Origin of the sequence: Pseudomonas sp. PA-5-4B (assembly GCF_021606215.1) — a bacterium.
Lineage (GTDB): Bacteria > Pseudomonadota > Gammaproteobacteria > Pseudomonadales > Pseudomonadaceae > Aquipseudomonas > Aquipseudomonas edaphica.
The window spans coordinates 38,599-55,514 of sequence record NZ_WKDB01000006.1 but is presented as its reverse complement, the minus strand read 5'-3'; the positions used below and the strand labels follow the sequence as shown (position 1 = coordinate 55,514).

Genomic DNA, 16,916 nt, shown 5'->3' with positions numbered 1-16,916 from the left:
AAGGTCAGTGTGCGACAGCATCAACGCGCAGACGCAGTGGCTGTTCGTCCTTGCCGTCGAGCTGCACCGCGTGGCGTTCGGTGGTAATAAACAGTAGCTTGCCGTCCAGCTCGATGCGAGCACTCACCGAATAAGTGTGGCCTGGCTTGATTTGGGCCGGGTCGTAGCTCAGGTGAAACGGCAGCGGCACCTGGCCTTTGACCGGGCCTTTCTGTTCGGCCAGGGTCACCGCCGGCGCGTCCATCAGCGACACGTCCTGCAGACTGACGCTCAGGGTGGCCGCGGGCGGCAAGGCGATGCGTTGCAGGTAGAACACTTCGCCGTCGAGGCTGGCCTTGGGGGCTGGGGTCATGGATTGGCAGGCTCCGAGCAGGGCGGTAAGGCCCAGGAGGATGATCTTTTTCATGGTACAGCTCCTTTTCAACGGCGCCGGAAACAGCCCGGCGCCTCAGTCAATCTAGCGGCTTTCTGCCGGTTCCACAGGCGCTTCAGCTGCGCCGTCGACGCGATGCAAGGCCACCTGGCGAATCGACAGACGAATCTCGGCAGGCAGCACGCGTTTGGCCGCGCCTTCCGCCAGTTCACCCAGCAGGTCGTGGTAACTCAATTTCCCGGCCTCGTCGCGGCGCAGCACATCTTGCTCCAGCAATGTCTGGATAAAATGTCGGAAAAGACTCTTGTCGAAGAACTCCGGCGCGTTCAGGCCATGCAGGATCGACAGGCGCTGGGCCATGATCGTGCACAGGTCTTCCAGCTCTTCGGCGCTGATGCTGTTCTGGCCGCTGTTAAGCAGCAGCGAGATCGCCATGTAGAAGCGTTGCAGGGTCTGGGCGATGCTCTTGGACAACAGCGTCAGCAGCACAAAGTGCCGCGAACTCGGGGCCGGGCGCAGGTACACGTTGTTTTCAAAACGCAGCAGGCCTTGCTCGACAAAGGCTTCCAGCCATCGGTCGACGACGGCGTCCAACTCTTCCAGCGACCAGCGGATAAACAACTCCGATTGCAGGTAAGGGTAGAGCGCGCGAGTAAAGCGCAGGATCTGCTCGCGGCTCATGCGCGAGCTGCTCTGGAAGAAGCTCGCCAGCAGCGCCGGCAGGGCAAAAATATGCAGCACGTTGTTGCGGTAATAGGTCATCAGGACGGCGTTCTGCTCATCCAGATACACAATTTTGCCCAGGGCGTCACTCTGCTCCGAGAGCAGGTTCATGTCCTTGACGTGCTTGATCAGCGCCAGCCCATCGCCTTCCGGCAAGGTGGTGTGCGGCGAGTAGGGCACACGGCGTAGCAGTGCCAGGTACAGGTCCAACTGGCGGGCCATGGCCTGTTCATCCAGGGCCAGGCGTGTGGTCGAAAGCAGTGCCAGGGCCACCAGGTTTACCGGGTTGACCGCTGCGGCTTCGTTGAGGTGGCGTGCCACCTGTTCGCCGAGGCGGTTGGTGGTTTCGTTGAGCCACGCCGGTTTGTAGTTCGGGCCCAGCTCTTGGGCACGCCAGTCCGGCTGCTCGGCGTCGAGGAACTCGGCCAGCTTGATCGGCTCGCCGAAGTTGACCGCGACCTGACCAAAGCGCTGCTTGAGCGCGCCGACCACTTTGAAAATATCGAAGATCGATTCTTTCTTCTTGCTCGCCCCGCGCAACTCGCCCAGATAGGTACGGCCTTCGAGTACGCGTTCATAGCCGATATACACCGGCACGAACACGATCGGCATGCGTGAGGAACGCAAAAAGCTGCGCAGGGTGATCGCCAGCATGCCGGTTTTCGGTTGCAGCATGCGCCCGGTGCGCGAGCGTCCGCCTTCGACGAAGTACTCCACCGGGAAGCCCTTGGTGAACAGGGTGTGCAGGTACTCGTTGAACACCGAGGTGTACAGCGGGTTGCCCTTAAAGGTGCGGCGCATGAAAAATGCACCGCCCCGGCGCAACAGGCTGCCGATCACCGGCATGTTCAGGTTGATGCCGGCGGCAATGTGCGGCGGAGTCAGGCCGTTTTTGAACAGCAGGTACGAAAGCAGCAGGTAGTCGATATGGCTGCGGTGGCAAGGCACGTAGATCACCTCGTAACCCTGGGCAACCTTTTGCACACCTTCGATATTGTTGACCTTGATGCCGTCGTAGATCTTGTTCCAGAACCAGCTCAATACCACTTCCAGAAAGCGAATCGCGGTGTAGGTGTAGTCCGAAGCGATCTCGTTGCCGTAGCGCAGGGCCTGGGCCTTGGCTTTTTCCGGGGTGATTTTCTCGCGCTCGGCTTCATCGGCGATGGCCTGGCGCACCAGCGGCATGTTGACCAGGCCTTTGACCAGGTTACGGCGGTGAGACAGGTCGGGGCCGATGACCGCAGTCTTCAGGTTACGAAAGTGCACACGCAGGATGCGCTGGGCCATGCGCACGGTACGTTCGTGGCCTTTATTGTGCTCGATCAATTCACGCAGGTTGATAGGCGCGGAGAATTGCACACGGGTCTTGCGGCCCAGTATCAGGATGCTCAACAAGCGGCGCAGGCGGCCGGTGACGGCCCAGCTGTCGGCGAACAGCAGTTTCCACGGGCTGGACTCGCTTTCGGGCGACTGCCCCCAGAACACGCTGACCGGAATGATTTGTGCATTCTCTTCGGCGTGCTCGGTCAGGGTGTTGACCAGGCGGGTCAGGGTTGGCGGCGCGCCGCGCTTGTCCTGGCGGCCGAGCCAGTCGGGTTCGGGCGTGAGGTAGAAGAACGCGGCGGGTTCGATCAACGAACCCACCGACACCGGCAGCACCGGGCGCGGCAGGCCGGCCTTGGTGCATTCCTTGTCGACCACCGCCAATTCGGTGAGAGAGGGCGATTGCAGGACGTAAAACACCGGCCGGCTGCGGTCCAGGTTAAGGGTTAGGGACGACTGATTGATCGTCTCCGAGCGAACCCAGAGGTACAACAGTCGGCGCAAGGTGCCAAACACCAGACGGCGGAACGGGGAGCGGGTCATAGGCGTGCTGCTTCAAGTGGAAAAAACCGAGCAGGTGCTCGGGCGGGTAGTGTGCCGTATTCGCCGAAAATCGGCAAAAAAGCAGCGATGTAAACTTGAGTTGATCGTTTTTGAGCCTGTCTTATACTCGGCAGTTCAATGCGAGCGACTCAACAATAAAAATGCATGTGGGAGTAAGACAGATGGCAACGCGTGAAACCGGCAATGTGAAGTGGTTCAACGATGCAAAGGGCTATGGCTTTATCCAGCGTGAAGACGGCAAGGATGTGTTTGTGCACTACCGCGCCATTCGCGGTGAGGGCCACCGCTCATTGGCCGAGGGCCAGCAGGTGGAATACGCCGTGGTGACCGGCGAGAAGGGCTTGCAGGCTGAGGATGTGGTGGGTCTGTAACACCCTTGTCCTGCCAACCCAATCAACTGTGGGAGCTGGCTTGCCTGCGATGCAGACACCTCGGTCTATCAGTCGGACCGCGGTGATGCTATCGCAGGCAAGCCAGCTCCCACATTGATTGGGTTTTCAGGTTTGGATCAGGCAGTTTTCCAGGTGATCTGCTCTTCGCCGTCGGCACTGATGCGAATCCAGGTATCAGCGCTTTCCTCACCTTCCTCCTCAACCCAGGTACCCGGCGCGCAGCGCACTTCGACGTTCAGCGCGGCAAAGGCGGCGCGGGCGCAGGCGATGTCGTCATCCCACGGCGTCTGGTCGCTTTCCAGGTACAGGCTGTTCCACTTGCCCACGGCTTTTGGCAGCCAGGTAACCGGCACATTGCCGGCCTTGCACTTGTAGGTCTGGCCTTTCTGGACCCAGTCGGTGCACGGGCCCAGGGCGGCACCCAGCCAGGCGGCGATGGCCTTGTAGTCGACCTCGGCGTCTTTCAGGTAAATCTCGATATCAGGTTGGCGCATGGATGTTCCTCGTTGCGGGATTCGAAAATCCATTCGCGGATACTTAAAAGTCGGTTATTGAAGCACGAAATAATCGTAGCGCATCGATACGGTGACCAGCAGCGGCTCGGCGGCCTCGATCACTTCAGCACGGCGCTCGGCACTCGCGCGCCAGCCATGGGGCGTCATCGCCAGCAGGTTGGCGCGGTCCTGGGGTTCGATCAGGCTCAGGGTGAATTCCAGCGTTTCACTGTGCGCCAGGCGCATGCCTTGTGGCACCAAAGCCAAATGCTTGTCGTCGGTGTATTCACGCACTTCGTCGTACAGGCGTTCGCGCAATTCCATCAGGTGGCCGGCAGTCGGGCCAACCTTCATCAAACCGCCGCCGGGGCTGAGCAGGCGCTTGGCCTCTTCCCAGTCCAAAGGGCTGAACACGCTGGCGAGAAACTGGCAACTGCCCGACGCCAACGGCACGCGGGCCATGCTGGCGATCAACCAGGTCAGCGCCGGGTTGCGTTTGCACGCGCGTTTCACCGCTTCCTTGGAGATATCCAGCGCATAACCGTCAGCGTGGGGCAGGGCGTCGGCGATTTGCGCGGTGTAGTAACCCTCGCCACACCCGATGTCCACCCAGCGCTGCGGCGCGCGCTCGGCGGCCAGTTCGGCCAGGCGCCTGGCCACTGGCGCATAGTGCCCGGCATTGAGAAAGTCGCGGCGTGCCTCGACCATGGCGAGGTTGTCGCCTGGGTCGCGGCTGTTCTTGTGCTGCACCGGCAACAGGTTCAGGTAACCCTGGCGCGCACGGTCGAAACGGTGCCCAGCGGGGCACGCCACGCCATTATCCACCGCGTTGAGCGGTGCGCTGCAAAGGGGGCACGCGAGCATCAGGCGAGCAACTTGATCAGGGTTTGGTAGTAGATTTCGGTCAGCACATCGAGGTCGCTGGCCAGAATGCGTTCGTTGACCTGATGAATCGTCGCGTTGACCGGGCCCAGCTCCACCACCTGAGTGCCGAGGGTGGCAATGAAGCGCCCGTCGGACGTGCCGCCGCTGGTGGACGCCTTGGTCTCGCGGCCGGTAATCGCCTTGATGCTGGCCGAGACAGCATCCAGCAACGCGCCCGGCTCGGTGAGGAATGGCAGGCCAGACAAGGCCCAATCAACGTGCCAGTCCAGGCCGTGTTTATCCAGAATCGCCGCAACCCGCTGTTGCAGGCCTTCGACGGTGGATTCGGTGGAGAAACGGAAGTTGAACACTGCTGTCAGGTCACCCGGAATCACGTTGGTGGCGCCGGTGCCGGAATTGAGGTTGGAGATTTGAAAGCTGGTCGGTGGGAAGAAGGTGTTGCCATCGTCCCAATGCTCGGCAGCCAGTTCCGCCAGCGCCGGTGCTGCCAGGTGGATCGGGTTTTTCGCCAGGTGCGGGTATGCCACGTGGCCCTGCACGCCGCGCACGGTCAAGGTGGCGCCGAGGGAGCCGCGACGGCCGTTCTTCACAACATCGCCCACCAGCGTGGTGCTCGACGGTTCGCCGACGATGCACCAGTCCAGACGCTCCTTGCGTGCCGCCAGACGCTCAATCACCGCTTTGGTGCCGTGGTGCGCCGGGCCTTCTTCATCACTGGTGATCAGAAAAGCCACCGAGCCCTTGTGGTCCGGGTAGTCGGTGACAAAACGCTCCGAAGCCACCAGCATTGCCGCCAGGCTGCCTTTCATGTCCGCTGCGCCACGCCCGCAGAGCATGCCGTGCTCGTCGATCAACGCATCGAACGGGTCGTTCTGCCAGGCCTGCACCGGGCCGGTCGGCACCACATCGGTGTGGCCGGCAAAGCACAGCACCGGGCCTTCGTGCTTGCCATGGGTGGCCCAGAAGTTGTCCACATCTTCGATACGCATCGGCTCAAGTGCAAAACCTGCGTCGCCCAGGCGCTGCATCATCAGCTTCTGGCAGTCGGCATCAATCGGCGTCACTGAGGGGCGACGGATCAAGTCGATGGCAAGTTGAAGGGTCGGCGAAAGGTCGGCATGGGCCGTCATGGGAAAACTCCGGGAAGCGTGTAATGGGCGCGCAGGACGAATGTGGATAAAACAGGGTTCGATGTGGGAGCAGGCAAGCCAGCTCCCACAGAAAGCAGGGCCTGGCCAAGTCTCGTAAAACGGCCGTTATCTTATAGCAAAACGGCGGCCAGAGGCCGCCGTTTAGTGCATTGCGCAAGTTTTTACTCAGCGGTTGCCGGCTCAACCTTAGGTGCAGGTTTTGGCAGCGACGACAGGAACGCCATGATCAGCGCCGCCACATACGGCAGCGATTGCACCAGCAGCATCACCACCCAGAAGCGAATGTCATTGCTCGGCAGGCCCTGCACCAGGTAAATCCCGAGTGCGGCGCCCCACAACAACAACATGATGAACATCTCTTCGCGGGCTTCGGAAATGGCTACCCAGAAGCCGTGGTTATCGGCGTTTTTCGGTGTGCGAAAGAACGGAATACTGGTGGTGAAGAAGCCATACAGCACCGCCTTGGCGATGGTGTGTGACAACGCCAGCCCGGCCAGCGCCGCGCAGAATGCGTCCTTCAAGTTCACACCCACCGCACGGCGGTAGAGGAAGATGATCTTGCCGACCTTGAACACAAACAACGCCAACGGCGGGATCGCGAAAATCAGCAGCGGCGGGTCAACACGGGTCGGCACGATGATCATCGCCGCCGACCACAACAGGGCGCCGACGGTGAAGAAGATGTTCATGCCATCCGCCACCCACGGCAACCAGCCCGCGAGGAAGTGGTAGCGCTGGCCACGGGTCAGCTCGGTGCCCTTGCCGCGCAACAGGCTGGCGGTGTGGCGCTTGATGATCTGGATCGCGCCGTAGGCCCAGCGGAAACGCTGCTTCTTGAAGTCGATAAAGGTATCCGGCATCAAGCCCTTGCCGTAGCTGTCGTGGTAATACGCGGCCGACAGGCCTTTCTCGAATACCCGCAGGCCGAGTTCGGCGTCTTCACAGATGCACCAGTCGGCCCAGCCCAGTTCCTCGAGCACCGAGCGACGGGTCATGGTCATAGTGCCGTGCTGGATGATCGCGTCACGGTCGTTGCGGGTGACCATGCCGATATGGAAGAAGCCTTTGTATTCGGCGTAGCAGAGCTTCTTGAAAGTGCTCTCGTTCTGGTCGCGGTAGTCCTGCGGCGACTGCACCACGGCGATTTTCGGGTCGGCGAAGTGCGGCACCATGTGCTTGAGCCAGTTGGGCGACACGCAGTAGTCCGAGTCGATCACCGCGATCACTTCGGCATCCTTGGCGGTATGCGGGATCAGGTAGTTCAGCGCGCCGCCCTTGAAACCGGCGAGGGGCGAGACGTGGAAGAACTTGAAGCGCGGGCCGAGGGTTTCGCAGTAGTCGCGCACCGGCTCCCAGACGGCTGGGTCCTTGGTGTTGTTGTCGATGATCAGGACTTCGAAGTCCGGGTAATCGAGGGCGGCCAGGGCGTCGAGGGTCTGTTTGACCATCTCCGGCGGCTCGTTGTAGCACGGCACATGGATCGAGACTTTCGGGCGGTAGTCCGAATCGCCTTCCACCGGCAGGAATTCACGCCGGCGCTTGTGGGTCCACACCGCTTCAGCCAGTTCGTGGGCTTCGGTGAGCAATACGATAAACACGCCCAACGCGCCGAGGGCCAGCAAAATGCCGACGGTGACGCTGAACCAGGTGCTGTATTGCTGGCTGTAGTCGTAACCGATCCAGACCAATACCGAACCACAGAGGAACGCGATAAAGGTCAGGAAGGTGCGGCCACGCTGGCGCAGGGCCGAGCCGTCGATCATCAGCAGGGTCAGCGACAGCAGCGCCAGCACCACCGAGCCGATGGCCAGCACGCGCCATTGCGGGATCGCGACGACCGGTCCTTCAAAGTTGAATTTCTGCTGGCGTGCGGCGTTGTACACGCCCCAATAAGCGCCCGCCGAGCCTTCGTCGCTGACTTTCCACGGCTGGTCGAAGGCCTCGATCACGAAGTAGTTGTAACCCTGGCGGTTCAGTTTGTTCACCAGCGTACGCAGGTAAATCGCCTGGTCTGCCGGCGAGCTTTCATTGCCACCGCGCATACGGCCGTTGCTCGGCCAGCCCACTTCCGAGAGCAGCAGCGGTTTTTTCGGGAACAGCTTTTTCAGATCCCGTGCACGGTCCAGTACGTACTGGCCGGCCTTGTCCATCGGGATGAACTCCCAGAACGGCAGGATGTGCGCGGCGATCAGGTCGACGTGCTTGGCCAGTTGCGGGTTCTTTTCCCAGATGTGCCATTGCTCGGAGGTGGTCACCGGCACTTTCACGGCGGCGCGCACCCGGTCCAGCAGCACGATCAGCGCCTCCGGGGTGATTTCTTCGCGGAACAATGCCTCGTTACCGACCACCACGCGCACGACACTGCGCGAGTTGTTGGCGATCTCGATGGCGCGCTGGATTTCACGCTCGTTGCGTTCCAGGTCCGGGCTGATCCAGATCCCCAGGGTCACGCGCAGGCCGAACTCTTCGGCAAGTTTGGGAATATCGCCCAACGTGCCGTCGACCGAGTAAGTACGGATGTTGTCCGTCAGCTTGCTCATGATCGCCAGGTCCTGGCGCATCTGGTCGTCAGTGGGGTACTGGTCTTTCTGCGGGAACTGGCCTTGTTGGAACGGCGAGTAGGAGAACCCGGAGATCTGTTCTGGCCAGTTAGGGGTGGTAACCGGGCGGTTTATCAGCGCCCAGAAGCCGGTAAACAGCGCGGCAATTGCCAGCACTACCACCAGGTTGAGTCCAAATTTACGCGATGACATGGCTATTTCGGGTTCCAAAGGGTGTGGAACGAAAAGAGGTGTCGGCCTACGCCGAACGGCGCGCATCCTACACCGGCCTTTAACTGAGCGTACAGCAGACAGAGAAAAGCCGGACGTTAGTCAGCGAAAGACCCTCTAAGTTCTTTACTTGTAGCTGGAAGCTTCGAACTTGTCGCTGTGTAGTCCATAATGCGCGCCGGTTTTTGGGGTAATGGTCATGAGCACAGAAGATCCGCGGTTTGCAGGCGTCGCCCGCTTGTATGGCATTGAAGGCCTGGAACGCTTGAAAGCGGCCCATGTGGCGATCGTCGGCGTCGGCGGCGTGGGCTCTTGGGCGGCGGAAGCCATGGCCCGTTGCGGCGTGGGCGAGATTTCGCTGTTTGACCTGGACGATGTCTGCGTCAGCAACAGCAACCGCCAGTTGCACGCCCTGGACAGCACCGTGGGCAAGCCCAAGGTCGAGGTAATGGCCGAACGCCTGCGCGGCATCAACCCGGACTGCACGGTGCATGCGGTGGCGGACTTCGTAACCCGTGACACCATGGCTGAGTACATCACGCCGAATATCGATTGCGTGATCGACTGCATCGACGCCGTGAACGCCAAGGCCGCGCTGATTGCCTGGTGCAAGCGTCGCAAGATCCAGATCATCACCACCGGCGGCGCCGGCGGGCAAATCGACCCGACGCTGATCCAGGTCTGCGACTTGAACCGCACCTTCAACGACCCGCTGGCCTCGAAAGTGCGCTCCACGCTACGCCGCGACTACGGCTTTTCGCGCACCGTGACCCGCCATTACAGCGTGCCGTGTGTGTTCTCTACCGAGCAGCTGCGCTATCCCAAGCCGGACGGCAGCATTTGTTTGCAGAAAAGTTTTGTCGGTGACGGCGTGAAGCTGGACTGTGCGGGCGGGTTTGGCGCGGTGATGATGGTCACGGCCACGTTTGGCATGGTGGCGGCGACCAAGGCGGTGGACAAGATTGTGGCCGGGGTGCGCAGGCCGTCGGAGCGGGTTAAACCTACCCAGATTTAGCTGTCCTGCACAAAACAAAATGTGGGAGCTGGCTTTGACTGATAGACCGAGGTGCCTGCATCGCAGGCAAGCCAGCTCCCACACAAGCCAGCTCCCACATTAGTTTTGCGTACAGGTCAGCTCTTGCATGCGCTGCAGTACAGCATTAAGCCCATTGCTGCGCGACGGCGACAGCTGGCGCGAAAGCCCCAGTTGATTGAACCAGTCCGGCAAGTCAACCGCCTGCAACTCACTTGCCGACAACCCATTGACCCGTGCCAGCAGCAACGCCACCAACCCCCGGATCATTCGCGCATCGCTGCTCGCGGCAAACTGCCAATGGCCGTCCTGTAAACGGCCGACCAACCACACCAGGCTTTCACAGCCCTGCACGAGGTTGGCCTCGACCTTTTCGTCAGCCGTCAACGCCGGCAGCCGCTCGCCCCACTGCATCAGCATGCGGGCGCGTTGTTCCCAACTGCCTACTGCCTGAAACGACTCAAGCGCGCTGATGGCATCCGCAGGCAAGCTCATCGCAACATATCCAGCGCCTGATCCAGCGCTTCAAAGAAGCGCTCCAGGTCATCGGAGTCGTTATACAGCGCCAGGGACACACGGATCGCTCCGGACAAGTGCATGGCCTTGAGCAATGGCATGGCGCAATGATGGCCAGCTCGCACGGCAATGCCTTGTTCGGTCAACAGATGAGCCAGGTCGGCGTTATGCACGCCCTCCACCACGAAACTGGCGAGTGCCACCTGGGGCGAGCCCAGTACGCGCACGCCATTGCGTGCTTTCAGGCCGCGCAGCAGGTAGTCATGCAGGGCTGCTTCATGGGCGACCACGGCCGGCTGGTCCAGAGAGTTCAGGTAGTCCAGCGTGGCACCCAGGCCGATCACACTTGCAATCGGCGGCGTGCCCGCTTCGAAACCCAGCGGGGCAGGGCGAAAGCTCGCACTTTGATACTCGGCCTGCTGCACCATCTCGCCGCCAAACTGCCAGTGGCGCAGGTGATGCAGCGCTTCGTTGCGGCCATACAGCACGCCGACGCCGTCCGGGCCGTAGAGCTTATGACTGGAAAACACGTAGAAGTCGCAACCCAGCGCCTGTACGTCGTGGCGACCATGGACAATGCCTTGGGCGCCATCGACCACGGTCAAGGCACCGTGGGCCTTGGCCATTGGCAGCAAGACCTCCAAAGGTTGCCAGGCGCCGAGTACGTTGGACAGCTGGCTCACTGCCAGCAAGCGCGTACGCGGGCTGATCAATTCGGCGGCGGCTTGCAGGTCAATCACGCCATCATCGCCAAGGGGCAAGACCACCAGCGTCAGCGCGCGACGTTTGGCCAGTTGCTGCCAGGGCAGCAGGTTGGCGTGGTGTTCCAGGGCGCTGATGACAATTTCATCACCCGCATTGAATAAGTGCTCAAGGCCATAGGCCAGGAGGTTCAGCGCAGACGTCGCGCCGTGGGTAAACACGATCTGCCCGCTGTCACCTGCATTCAACCACTGCGCGACCTTGCTGCGACTGTCTTCAAACGCCTGGGTCGCGTGGGCCCCCGGCAAATGCTGGGCACGGTGCACATTGGCTGCGCCATTGGCGTAGTAATGGCTGATGGCATCCAACAGGGCTTGGGGTTTTTGCGTGGTGGCGGCGTTGTCCAGGTAGGTCTGGTCTTGCCGTTGCAGGGTGGCGATGGCCGGAAAATCGGCGCGCCAGGGGGAGGGCACAAGCATGGTCTTAAGACTCGTATAAGCGAGCCCCAGGTGTGGGGCCCGCTAGTGGCATCGAGTGGCTGCTTAGTTGTGAGCGTGCAGCGCTTCGTTCAGTTCGATCGCCGATTTGTGGGTTTTGCACTCCACGGCACCGGTCTGGGAATTGCGGCGGAACAGCAGGTCCGGCTGGCCAGCCAGTTCGCGCGCCTTGACCACTTTGACCAGTTGGTTGTGCTCGTCTAGCAGAGCAACCTTGGTACCGGCAGTCACGTACAGGCCCGACTCCACGGTATTGCGGTCGCCCAACGGGATACCGATACCGGCGTTGGCGCCGATCAGGCAGCCTTCGCCCACCTTGATCACGATGTTGCCGCCGCCCGACAGGGTGCCCATGGTGGAGCAACCGCCGCCCAGGTCCGAACCCTTGCCGACGAATACACCTGCCGATACACGGCCTTCGATCATACCCGGGCCTTCGGTGCCACCGTTGAAGTTGACGAAACCTTCGTGCATCACGGTGGTGCCTTCGCCCACGTAGGCGCCCAGGCGGATGCGCGCGGCATCAGCGATACGCACGCCAGCCGGCACTACGTAGTCAGTCATTTTCGGGAACTTGTCCACCGAGAACACTTCCAGCAGCTCGCCACGCAGGCGTGCTTCCAGTTGGCGCTCGGCCAGCTCGTTGATGTCGATTGCGCCCTGGCTGGTCCACGCCACGTTCGGCAACTGCGGGAACACACCGGCCAGGCTCAGGCCGTGGGGCTTGACCAGGCGGTGGGACAGCAGGTGCAGCTTGAGGTAGGCCTCAGGCGTGGAGGTCAGTGCGGCGTCTTCGGCCAACAGGGTGGCGACCAACGGGGTGTGGCTTTCAGCCAGGCGGCTGAGCAGCGCGGCCTGGGCCGTGTCGACACCTTTGAGCGCGTCAGCCAGTTGCAGCGCCTGGCTCACGGTGAAAGTAATGGCCTGGTTGCCTTCGGTATAACCGAGGATCGGCGCGATGGCGGCAACGATCTCGGCCGACGGGTTGAGCAGCGGTTGTGCGTAAAACACTTCCAGCCAAGCACCTTGGCGGTTCTGAGTGCCGACGCCGAAGCCCAGGCTGAACAGGGAATTGGACATGCTGTTACCTCTACAAAAATGGAAGGCTGGCCTACTTGAGGGCCGCCGAATAACTATCTGGCTTGAAGCCAATCAGGGTTCTGTCACCGAGATCGAGCACCGGGCGCTTGATCATCGAGGGTTGTGCGAGCATCAATTCAATGGCTTTCGACTGATCGAGATCGGCTTTGCGTTCGTCTTCGAGTTTGCGAAAGGTGGTGCCCGCACGGTTCAAAACCACCTGCCAACCGTGCTCGTTGCACCATTGGGTCAAGTGTTCGCGGTCGATACCGGCTGTTTTGTAGTCGTGGAACTCATAGCTCACAGCGTGCTCATCGAGCCAGGTGCGCGCCTTTTTCATGGTGTCGCAGGCTTTGATGCCGAAAAGGTGCAAGGTTGTGCTTGAAGCGGTCAAGGAATTGCCCCCCTTTGGACGTATGAAAGTTAAAGGTCACGGATTATGCCACGACCAGCGGGTTTGGGTGCCGCTCGTCATACTTGCCGATGATTCAGTGCGACTTATGTGCAAAAGCCGTTGCGCAGCCAAGCGGGTAACATAGCCGGTTAATATGGCACTTCAACGGCCAGTTGTTGCCAGATCGGTGTCATAGCAAGTCGATTGTCCGGGAAACCCGCGTTATGCAAACCGCCTATACCGTTCTTATCCTGCTGATGCTGGTCAGCGTTTCGCGCCTTGTCGGGCGAATTATTCCCCTGCCGTTGCCCTTGGTGCAGATCGCCGCCGGCGCCTTGCTGGCCTGGCCTACGCTGGGGTTGCACGTGGCGCTGGACCCGGAGCTGTTCCTGTTTTTGTTCCTGCCGCCGTTGCTGTTCTCCGATGGCTGGCGCATGCCCAAGCGCGAATTGTGGCGGCTCAGAGGCCCGATCCTTACGCTGGCGGTGGGTCTGGTGCTATTTACCGTGGTGGGCGCCGGTTACTTCATCCATTGGATACTGCCCACGATCCCGTTGCCGGTGGCCTTCGCCTTGGCGGCCGTATTGTCCCCGACTGACGCCGTGGCGGTGTCGGCCATTTCCCAAAATCGCCTGCCAAAACCTTTGATGCATATGCTTCAAGGCGAGGCATTGATGAATGATGCCTCGGGCCTGGTGACCTTCAAGTTCGCCCTGGCGGCGGCGTTGACCGGCGTGTTTTCCCTGGCCGATGCCAGCCTGACTTTTGTGCTGGTAGCGGTGGGCGGCCTCGCGGTAGGCGTGGCGCTGAGCTGGTTGGTCGGCCGTTTACGCGCCTGGATGATTGCCCGTGGTTGGGACGACCCGGCCACCCACGTGGTGTTTATGTTGCTGCTGCCGTTCGCAGCCTACGTGCTGGCCGAGCGCCTGGGCGCATCCGGCATCCTGTCGGCGGTGGCGGCGGGCATGATGCAAAGCTGGCTCGACTTGCTGCCACGCCAGACCAGCACGCGCTTGCTCAACCGCAGTGTGTGGTCGCTGCTGGAGTTTGCGTTTAATGGCCTGATCTTCCTGCTACTGGGCCTGCAACTGCCGGACATCATCAAGGCCGTGGTCAGTCACGAACCGACACTGTGGCCAACGCTGTTGTATCGCTGCCTGGATGTGGTTGCGATCTTCCTGGTGCTGGTGGTGCTGCGCTTTATCTGGGTGCAAAGCATCTGGCGTTTGTCGGGCCTGTTACGGCGGCTGCGTGGGAAAAGCGAGCTGACACTCGTGCCTACGGCCCGGTCCTGCTGGCTATTGACCGTGGGTGGCGTGCGCGGTGCGGTCACTTTGGCGGGTGTGATGTCGGTGCCTTTATTGCTGGCGCCTGGCCAGGATTTTCCCGAGCGCGACCTGCTGATCTTTATCGCCGCCGGCGTGATCCTACTGTCGCTGGTGGCCGCCTGCATCGCCTTGCCGCTGCTATTGCGTGGCATCGAGCAGAGCCCCGATGAAAAGCGCCATAACGAAGTGCGTGAGGCGTGGAAAAAAACCGCGGTAGCCGCCATCCACGCGCTGGAAGCGGACGAGCCTGCCGAAACCGAAACCCCAGACGCCGCCCAGGCAGCACTCGCGACCGAGTTAAAGGCGCGGCTGATGTCGGAATACCGTCATCAGTTGGAAGTATTCAACGATTCAGCCGAAGCCCAGGCACTGGCGCATCAGATGGACCTGCTTGAACGCAAATTGCGCCTCAAGGCCCTGCGCGCGCAGCGCTTGGAGTTGTACAGCCTGAGCCGTCATCACCAGATTGGTGATGACGTGTTGCGCGAGGTCTTGGCGGATCTGGATATGAGTGAGGCGAATCTGGGTGTGATGAAGTAGTTGTCCACACCGCGGTGCCTTAAAGTTTGGGGTACTGCTCGGCTATGAAAGACTTATCCAGTTCTGTCAATCGGGTGGGCCAAGGGATTGCCGGCTGCTTCCATAGTTCGTCTCTGGTGAAGCCGTAATGCATGATTGAGTTTCTATCGTATTTGGAGGCAGCGACGTTTTTTCCAGTGAGGCGCTGGAGAATGTCTTTATGGATGGCTTCATTCGATCCATGGCCTTTAAAGTGTCTGTAGATGGTTGGCGTATTAAAATCAATCGTTCTATTGGGGTGTTTATGTTCGTGATGCAACCCTAGGGCATGCCCGAACTCATGGGCTGCAATGGCTTCGAATCTTGGGTTGTCGTAAGGGTTTGGCAACACCATGGTCGGTAGGTAGAGGGGTACCTTTTGCGCGTCGGTTCCAAGTGCAGAGCTGCCTGATTGAGTCTCCCCATAGTCCAGCGCGATGCGTATATCTCCCTCTTCCCCTGAAACAAATTCAAAGGTCAGGTTGATATGCGACAGCCAAAGATTCGCAGCCTTTTTTATGTGCTCCAGTGCTTCTTCGTCGGCATCATAGACAGCAATCTTCAGCGTGGAATTTTGCGGCCAGTATTTGTCGGGTGCTGAAACAGCGCGGGTTTTTCTTGAGTGGGATTTATCTGGGGGCGCTTGATATATATCAATGTCGTGAGTGCGTGTGGAGGTGAAACCGAGAGTTGCTGTGCTCAGGTTTGTCATCGTGCCATGTCTACATTGTTCAAGACGTTAATGAACATTGAGTGGCACTTGTCGTTGATAGGATTCCACCGATTATCGTTTTTAAGCAAATGGCTACTTATGCAGCGCAGTGTCGATCGTGTGGCGCTGCCCGCACTTTATCTACAGTGCGGGCAGCGTGGGGGTGTTCAGCGACGGTTTATGAAGTCCCGAATCCGTTCCGCCGCTTCCACACACTCCGACAACGGCGCAACCAGCGCCAGGCGTACGCGACCGGCGCCAGGGTTGAAGCCGTCGACTTCGCGCGACAGGTACGAACCCGGCACTACGGTCACGTGTTCTTCCACGAACAAGTCACGGCAGAACGCGGCATCGTCGCCCTTCACATTCGGCCACAGATAGAAGCCGCCGTCTGGGGCTTGTACATCCAGCACCGGCTTGAGAATTGCCAGCACGGCGTCGAATTTCTCCCGATACATGTCACGGTTGGCCAATACGTGGGGCTCATCCTGCCAGGCAGCAATGCTGGCCAGCTGGGTTTGCACCGGCATCGCGCAGCCGTGATAGGTGCGGTACAGCAGGAAGGCCTTGAGGATATCGGCATCGCCGGCCACGAAGCCCGAGCGCAGGCCTGGCAGGTTGGAGCGCTTGGACAGGCTGTGGAACACCACGCAACGCTTGAAGTCCTGGCGGCCCAGTTCCACACAGGCGCTGAGCAGGCCTGGCGGCGGGGTCTGTTCGTCGAAGTACAGCTCGCTGTAGCACTCGTCGGCGGCGATCACGAAGTCATATTCGTCGGCCAGGGCGATGAGCTTTTTCAGGGTCTCGACCGGGATCAGCGCGCCGGTCGGGTTGCCGGGTGAGCACAGGAACAGGATCTGGCAGCGTTTCCAGATGTCTGGCGAAACGGCGTCGAAGTCCGGGTTGAAACCATTGCTGTCCAGGCACGGCAGGTAATGCGGCTTGGCCCCGGCCAGGAACGCAGCGCCTTCATAGATCTGATAGAACGGGTTGGGGCTGACCACCAGTGCATCGTCAGCGCGGTTGACCACGGTTTGGGTGAAGGCAAACAGCGCCTCGCGGGTGCCGTTGACCGGCAAAATGTTGCGCGCCGGGTCGAGCCAACCTTTGGGCACGTTGAAGCGCCGTTCGCACCAGACGCCGATGGCCTCGCGCAGGGCCGGGATGCCCAGCGTGGTCGGGTACACCGCCATCTGGTCGAGGTTATCCGCCAGGGCCTTGGCTACGAAGGCCGGGGATTTGTGCTTCGGCTCGCCGATGGACAGCGCGATCGGGCGCTTATCCGGGTTCGGTGTAACGCTGCCGAGCAGGGCGCGCAGTTTTTCGAACGGGTAGGGCTGGAGCTGGTTCAGGGCGTTGTTCATGTAAGCCTCGATCAAGATGAGTGCGGCCTTTTGTGGGAGCTGGCTTGCCTGCGATC

The 16,916-nt window shown here is 60.6% G+C and carries 15 protein-coding genes; 3 read left to right on the top strand and 12 right to left on the bottom strand.

Annotation, left to right across the window (positions count from 1 at the left end):
- Positions 1-4: 4 nt before the first annotated feature.
- Complete coding sequence (locus tag GIW28_RS04960) at positions 5-406, bottom strand: YbaY family lipoprotein (protein ID WP_017137125.1); 402 nt, start codon at positions 404-406, stop codon at positions 5-7.
- Positions 407-457: 51 nt separating this feature from the next.
- The gene (gene plsB, locus GIW28_RS04955; RefSeq protein WP_017137126.1) at positions 458-2,962 is read right to left on the bottom strand and encodes a glycerol-3-phosphate 1-O-acyltransferase PlsB; all 2,505 of its coding nucleotides are present in this window, start codon (positions 2,960-2,962) and stop codon (positions 458-460) included.
- Between the two features lie 182 nt (positions 2,963-3,144).
- Here plsB and GIW28_RS04950 point away from each other — a divergent pair, with 182 nt between their 5' ends.
- Complete coding sequence (locus tag GIW28_RS04950) at positions 3,145-3,354, top strand: cold-shock protein (protein ID WP_003219353.1); 210 nt, start codon at positions 3,145-3,147, stop codon at positions 3,352-3,354.
- 137 nt (positions 3,355-3,491) lie between these two features.
- Here GIW28_RS04950 and GIW28_RS04945 read toward each other — a convergent pair whose 3' ends face one another.
- The 4 genes from GIW28_RS04945 to GIW28_RS04930 all read right to left on the bottom strand — a co-directional run bounded on the left by GIW28_RS04945 (position 3,492) and on the right by GIW28_RS04930 (position 8,658).
- The gene (locus GIW28_RS04945) at positions 3,492-3,869 is read right to left on the bottom strand and encodes a hypothetical protein (RefSeq protein WP_170036447.1); all 378 of its coding nucleotides are present in this window, start codon (positions 3,867-3,869) and stop codon (positions 3,492-3,494) included.
- A gap of 54 nt (positions 3,870-3,923) precedes the next feature.
- The gene (locus GIW28_RS04940; protein WP_170036449.1) at positions 3,924-4,733 is read right to left on the bottom strand and encodes a putative RNA methyltransferase; all 810 of its coding nucleotides are present in this window, start codon (positions 4,731-4,733) and stop codon (positions 3,924-3,926) included.
- Positions 4,733-5,884 carry a succinyl-diaminopimelate desuccinylase gene (gene dapE, locus GIW28_RS04935; protein WP_017137129.1) on the bottom strand — a complete coding sequence of 384 codons (1,152 nt, stop codon included), beginning with the start codon at positions 5,882-5,884 and terminating at the stop codon, positions 4,733-4,735. The genes GIW28_RS04940 and dapE overlap by 1 nt, the downstream gene beginning before the upstream one ends.
- 182 nt (positions 5,885-6,066) lie before the next feature.
- Positions 6,067-8,658, bottom strand: a complete 2,592-nt coding sequence (locus GIW28_RS04930; RefSeq protein ID WP_099548548.1) for a glycosyltransferase — start codon at positions 8,656-8,658, stop codon at positions 6,067-6,069.
- Between the two features lie 217 nt (positions 8,659-8,875).
- Between GIW28_RS04930 and tcdA the strand changes: the two genes are divergently transcribed.
- Positions 8,876-9,691 (top strand): tRNA cyclic N6-threonylcarbamoyladenosine(37) synthase TcdA, encoded by an 816-nt coding sequence (tcdA, locus tag GIW28_RS04925; RefSeq protein ID WP_017137131.1) that lies wholly within the window; start codon positions 8,876-8,878, stop codon positions 9,689-9,691.
- 99 nt (positions 9,692-9,790) lie between these two features.
- Here the strand turns inward: tcdA and GIW28_RS04920 are convergent, their stop codons facing one another.
- From GIW28_RS04920 to GIW28_RS04905, 4 genes are all read right to left on the bottom strand, one after another.
- Positions 9,791-10,204, bottom strand: coding sequence for a SufE family protein (locus GIW28_RS04920; protein ID WP_099548549.1), 414 nt, complete (start codon positions 10,202-10,204; stop codon positions 9,791-9,793).
- Positions 10,201-11,406 (bottom strand): aminotransferase class V-fold PLP-dependent enzyme, encoded by a 1,206-nt coding sequence (locus GIW28_RS04915; RefSeq protein ID WP_169985372.1) that lies wholly within the window; start codon positions 11,404-11,406, stop codon positions 10,201-10,203. Before GIW28_RS04915 ends, GIW28_RS04920 begins: the two co-directional genes overlap by 4 nt.
- A gap of 63 nt (positions 11,407-11,469) precedes the next feature.
- Positions 11,470-12,504, bottom strand: a complete 1,035-nt coding sequence (gene dapD / locus GIW28_RS04910) for a 2,3,4,5-tetrahydropyridine-2,6-dicarboxylate N-succinyltransferase (RefSeq protein WP_017137134.1) — start codon at positions 12,502-12,504, stop codon at positions 11,470-11,472.
- 31 nt (positions 12,505-12,535) lie between these two features.
- A complete protein-coding gene (locus GIW28_RS04905; protein ID WP_231982825.1) occupies positions 12,536-12,844 on the bottom strand; it encodes an arsenate reductase in 309 nt (102 codons plus the stop codon).
- Between the two features lie 278 nt (positions 12,845-13,122).
- Between GIW28_RS04905 and GIW28_RS04900 the strand changes: the two genes are divergently transcribed.
- Positions 13,123-14,766: a Na+/H+ antiporter gene (locus GIW28_RS04900; RefSeq protein ID WP_017137136.1), complete on the top strand. Its 1,644-nt coding sequence runs from the start codon at positions 13,123-13,125 to the stop codon at positions 14,764-14,766.
- 19 nt (positions 14,767-14,785) lie between these two features.
- Here the strand turns inward: GIW28_RS04900 and GIW28_RS04895 are convergent, their stop codons facing one another.
- Positions 14,786-15,496 carry a M12 family metallopeptidase gene (locus GIW28_RS04895; RefSeq protein ID WP_017137137.1) on the bottom strand — a complete coding sequence of 237 codons (711 nt, stop codon included), beginning with the start codon at positions 15,494-15,496 and terminating at the stop codon, positions 14,786-14,788.
- Positions 15,497-15,663: 167 nt separating this feature from the next.
- Entirely contained in the window at positions 15,664-16,860 is a 1,197-nt protein-coding gene (gene dapC, locus GIW28_RS04890; protein WP_236445859.1) for a succinyldiaminopimelate transaminase, read from the bottom strand.
- Positions 16,861-16,916 lie beyond the last annotated feature (56 nt).

What these genes read in the sequence shown, in the direction of transcription:
- GIW28_RS04930 (WP_099548548.1), bottom strand. Translation starts at nt 8,658, where the DNA reads ATGTCATCGCGTAAATTTGGACTCAACCTGGTGGTAGTGCTGGCAATT.
- plsB (WP_017137126.1), bottom strand. Translation starts at nt 2,962, where the DNA reads ATGACCCGCTCCCCGTTCCGCCGTCTGGTGTTTGGCACCTTGCGCCGA.
- GIW28_RS04895 (WP_017137137.1), bottom strand. Translation starts at nt 15,496, where the DNA reads ATGACAAACCTGAGCACAGCAACTCTCGGTTTCACCTCCACACGCACT.
- GIW28_RS04960 (WP_017137125.1), bottom strand. Translation starts at nt 406, where the DNA reads ATGAAAAAGATCATCCTCCTGGGCCTTACCGCCCTGCTCGGAGCCTGC.
- GIW28_RS04900 (WP_017137136.1), top strand. Translation starts at nt 13,123, where the DNA reads ATGCAAACCGCCTATACCGTTCTTATCCTGCTGATGCTGGTCAGCGTT.
- GIW28_RS04905 (WP_231982825.1), bottom strand. Translation starts at nt 12,844, where the DNA reads ATGAAAAAGGCGCGCACCTGGCTCGATGAGCACGCTGTGAGCTATGAG.
- GIW28_RS04920 (WP_099548549.1), bottom strand. Translation starts at nt 10,204, where the DNA reads ATGAGCTTGCCTGCGGATGCCATCAGCGCGCTTGAGTCGTTTCAGGCA.
- GIW28_RS04940 (WP_170036449.1), bottom strand. Translation starts at nt 4,733, where the DNA reads ATGCTCGCGTGCCCCCTTTGCAGCGCACCGCTCAACGCGGTGGATAAT.
- GIW28_RS04915 (WP_169985372.1), bottom strand. Translation starts at nt 11,406, where the DNA reads ATGCTTGTGCCCTCCCCCTGGCGCGCCGATTTTCCGGCCATCGCCACC.
- dapD (WP_017137134.1), bottom strand. Translation starts at nt 12,504, where the DNA reads ATGTCCAATTCCCTGTTCAGCCTGGGCTTCGGCGTCGGCACTCAGAAC.
- tcdA (WP_017137131.1), top strand. Translation starts at nt 8,876, where the DNA reads ATGAGCACAGAAGATCCGCGGTTTGCAGGCGTCGCCCGCTTGTATGGC.
- dapC (WP_236445859.1), bottom strand. Translation starts at nt 16,860, where the DNA reads ATGAACAACGCCCTGAACCAGCTCCAGCCCTACCCGTTCGAAAAACTG.
- GIW28_RS04950 (WP_003219353.1), top strand. Translation starts at nt 3,145, where the DNA reads ATGGCAACGCGTGAAACCGGCAATGTGAAGTGGTTCAACGATGCAAAG.
- dapE (WP_017137129.1), bottom strand. Translation starts at nt 5,884, where the DNA reads ATGACGGCCCATGCCGACCTTTCGCCGACCCTTCAACTTGCCATCGAC.
- GIW28_RS04945 (WP_170036447.1), bottom strand. Translation starts at nt 3,869, where the DNA reads ATGCGCCAACCTGATATCGAGATTTACCTGAAAGACGCCGAGGTCGAC.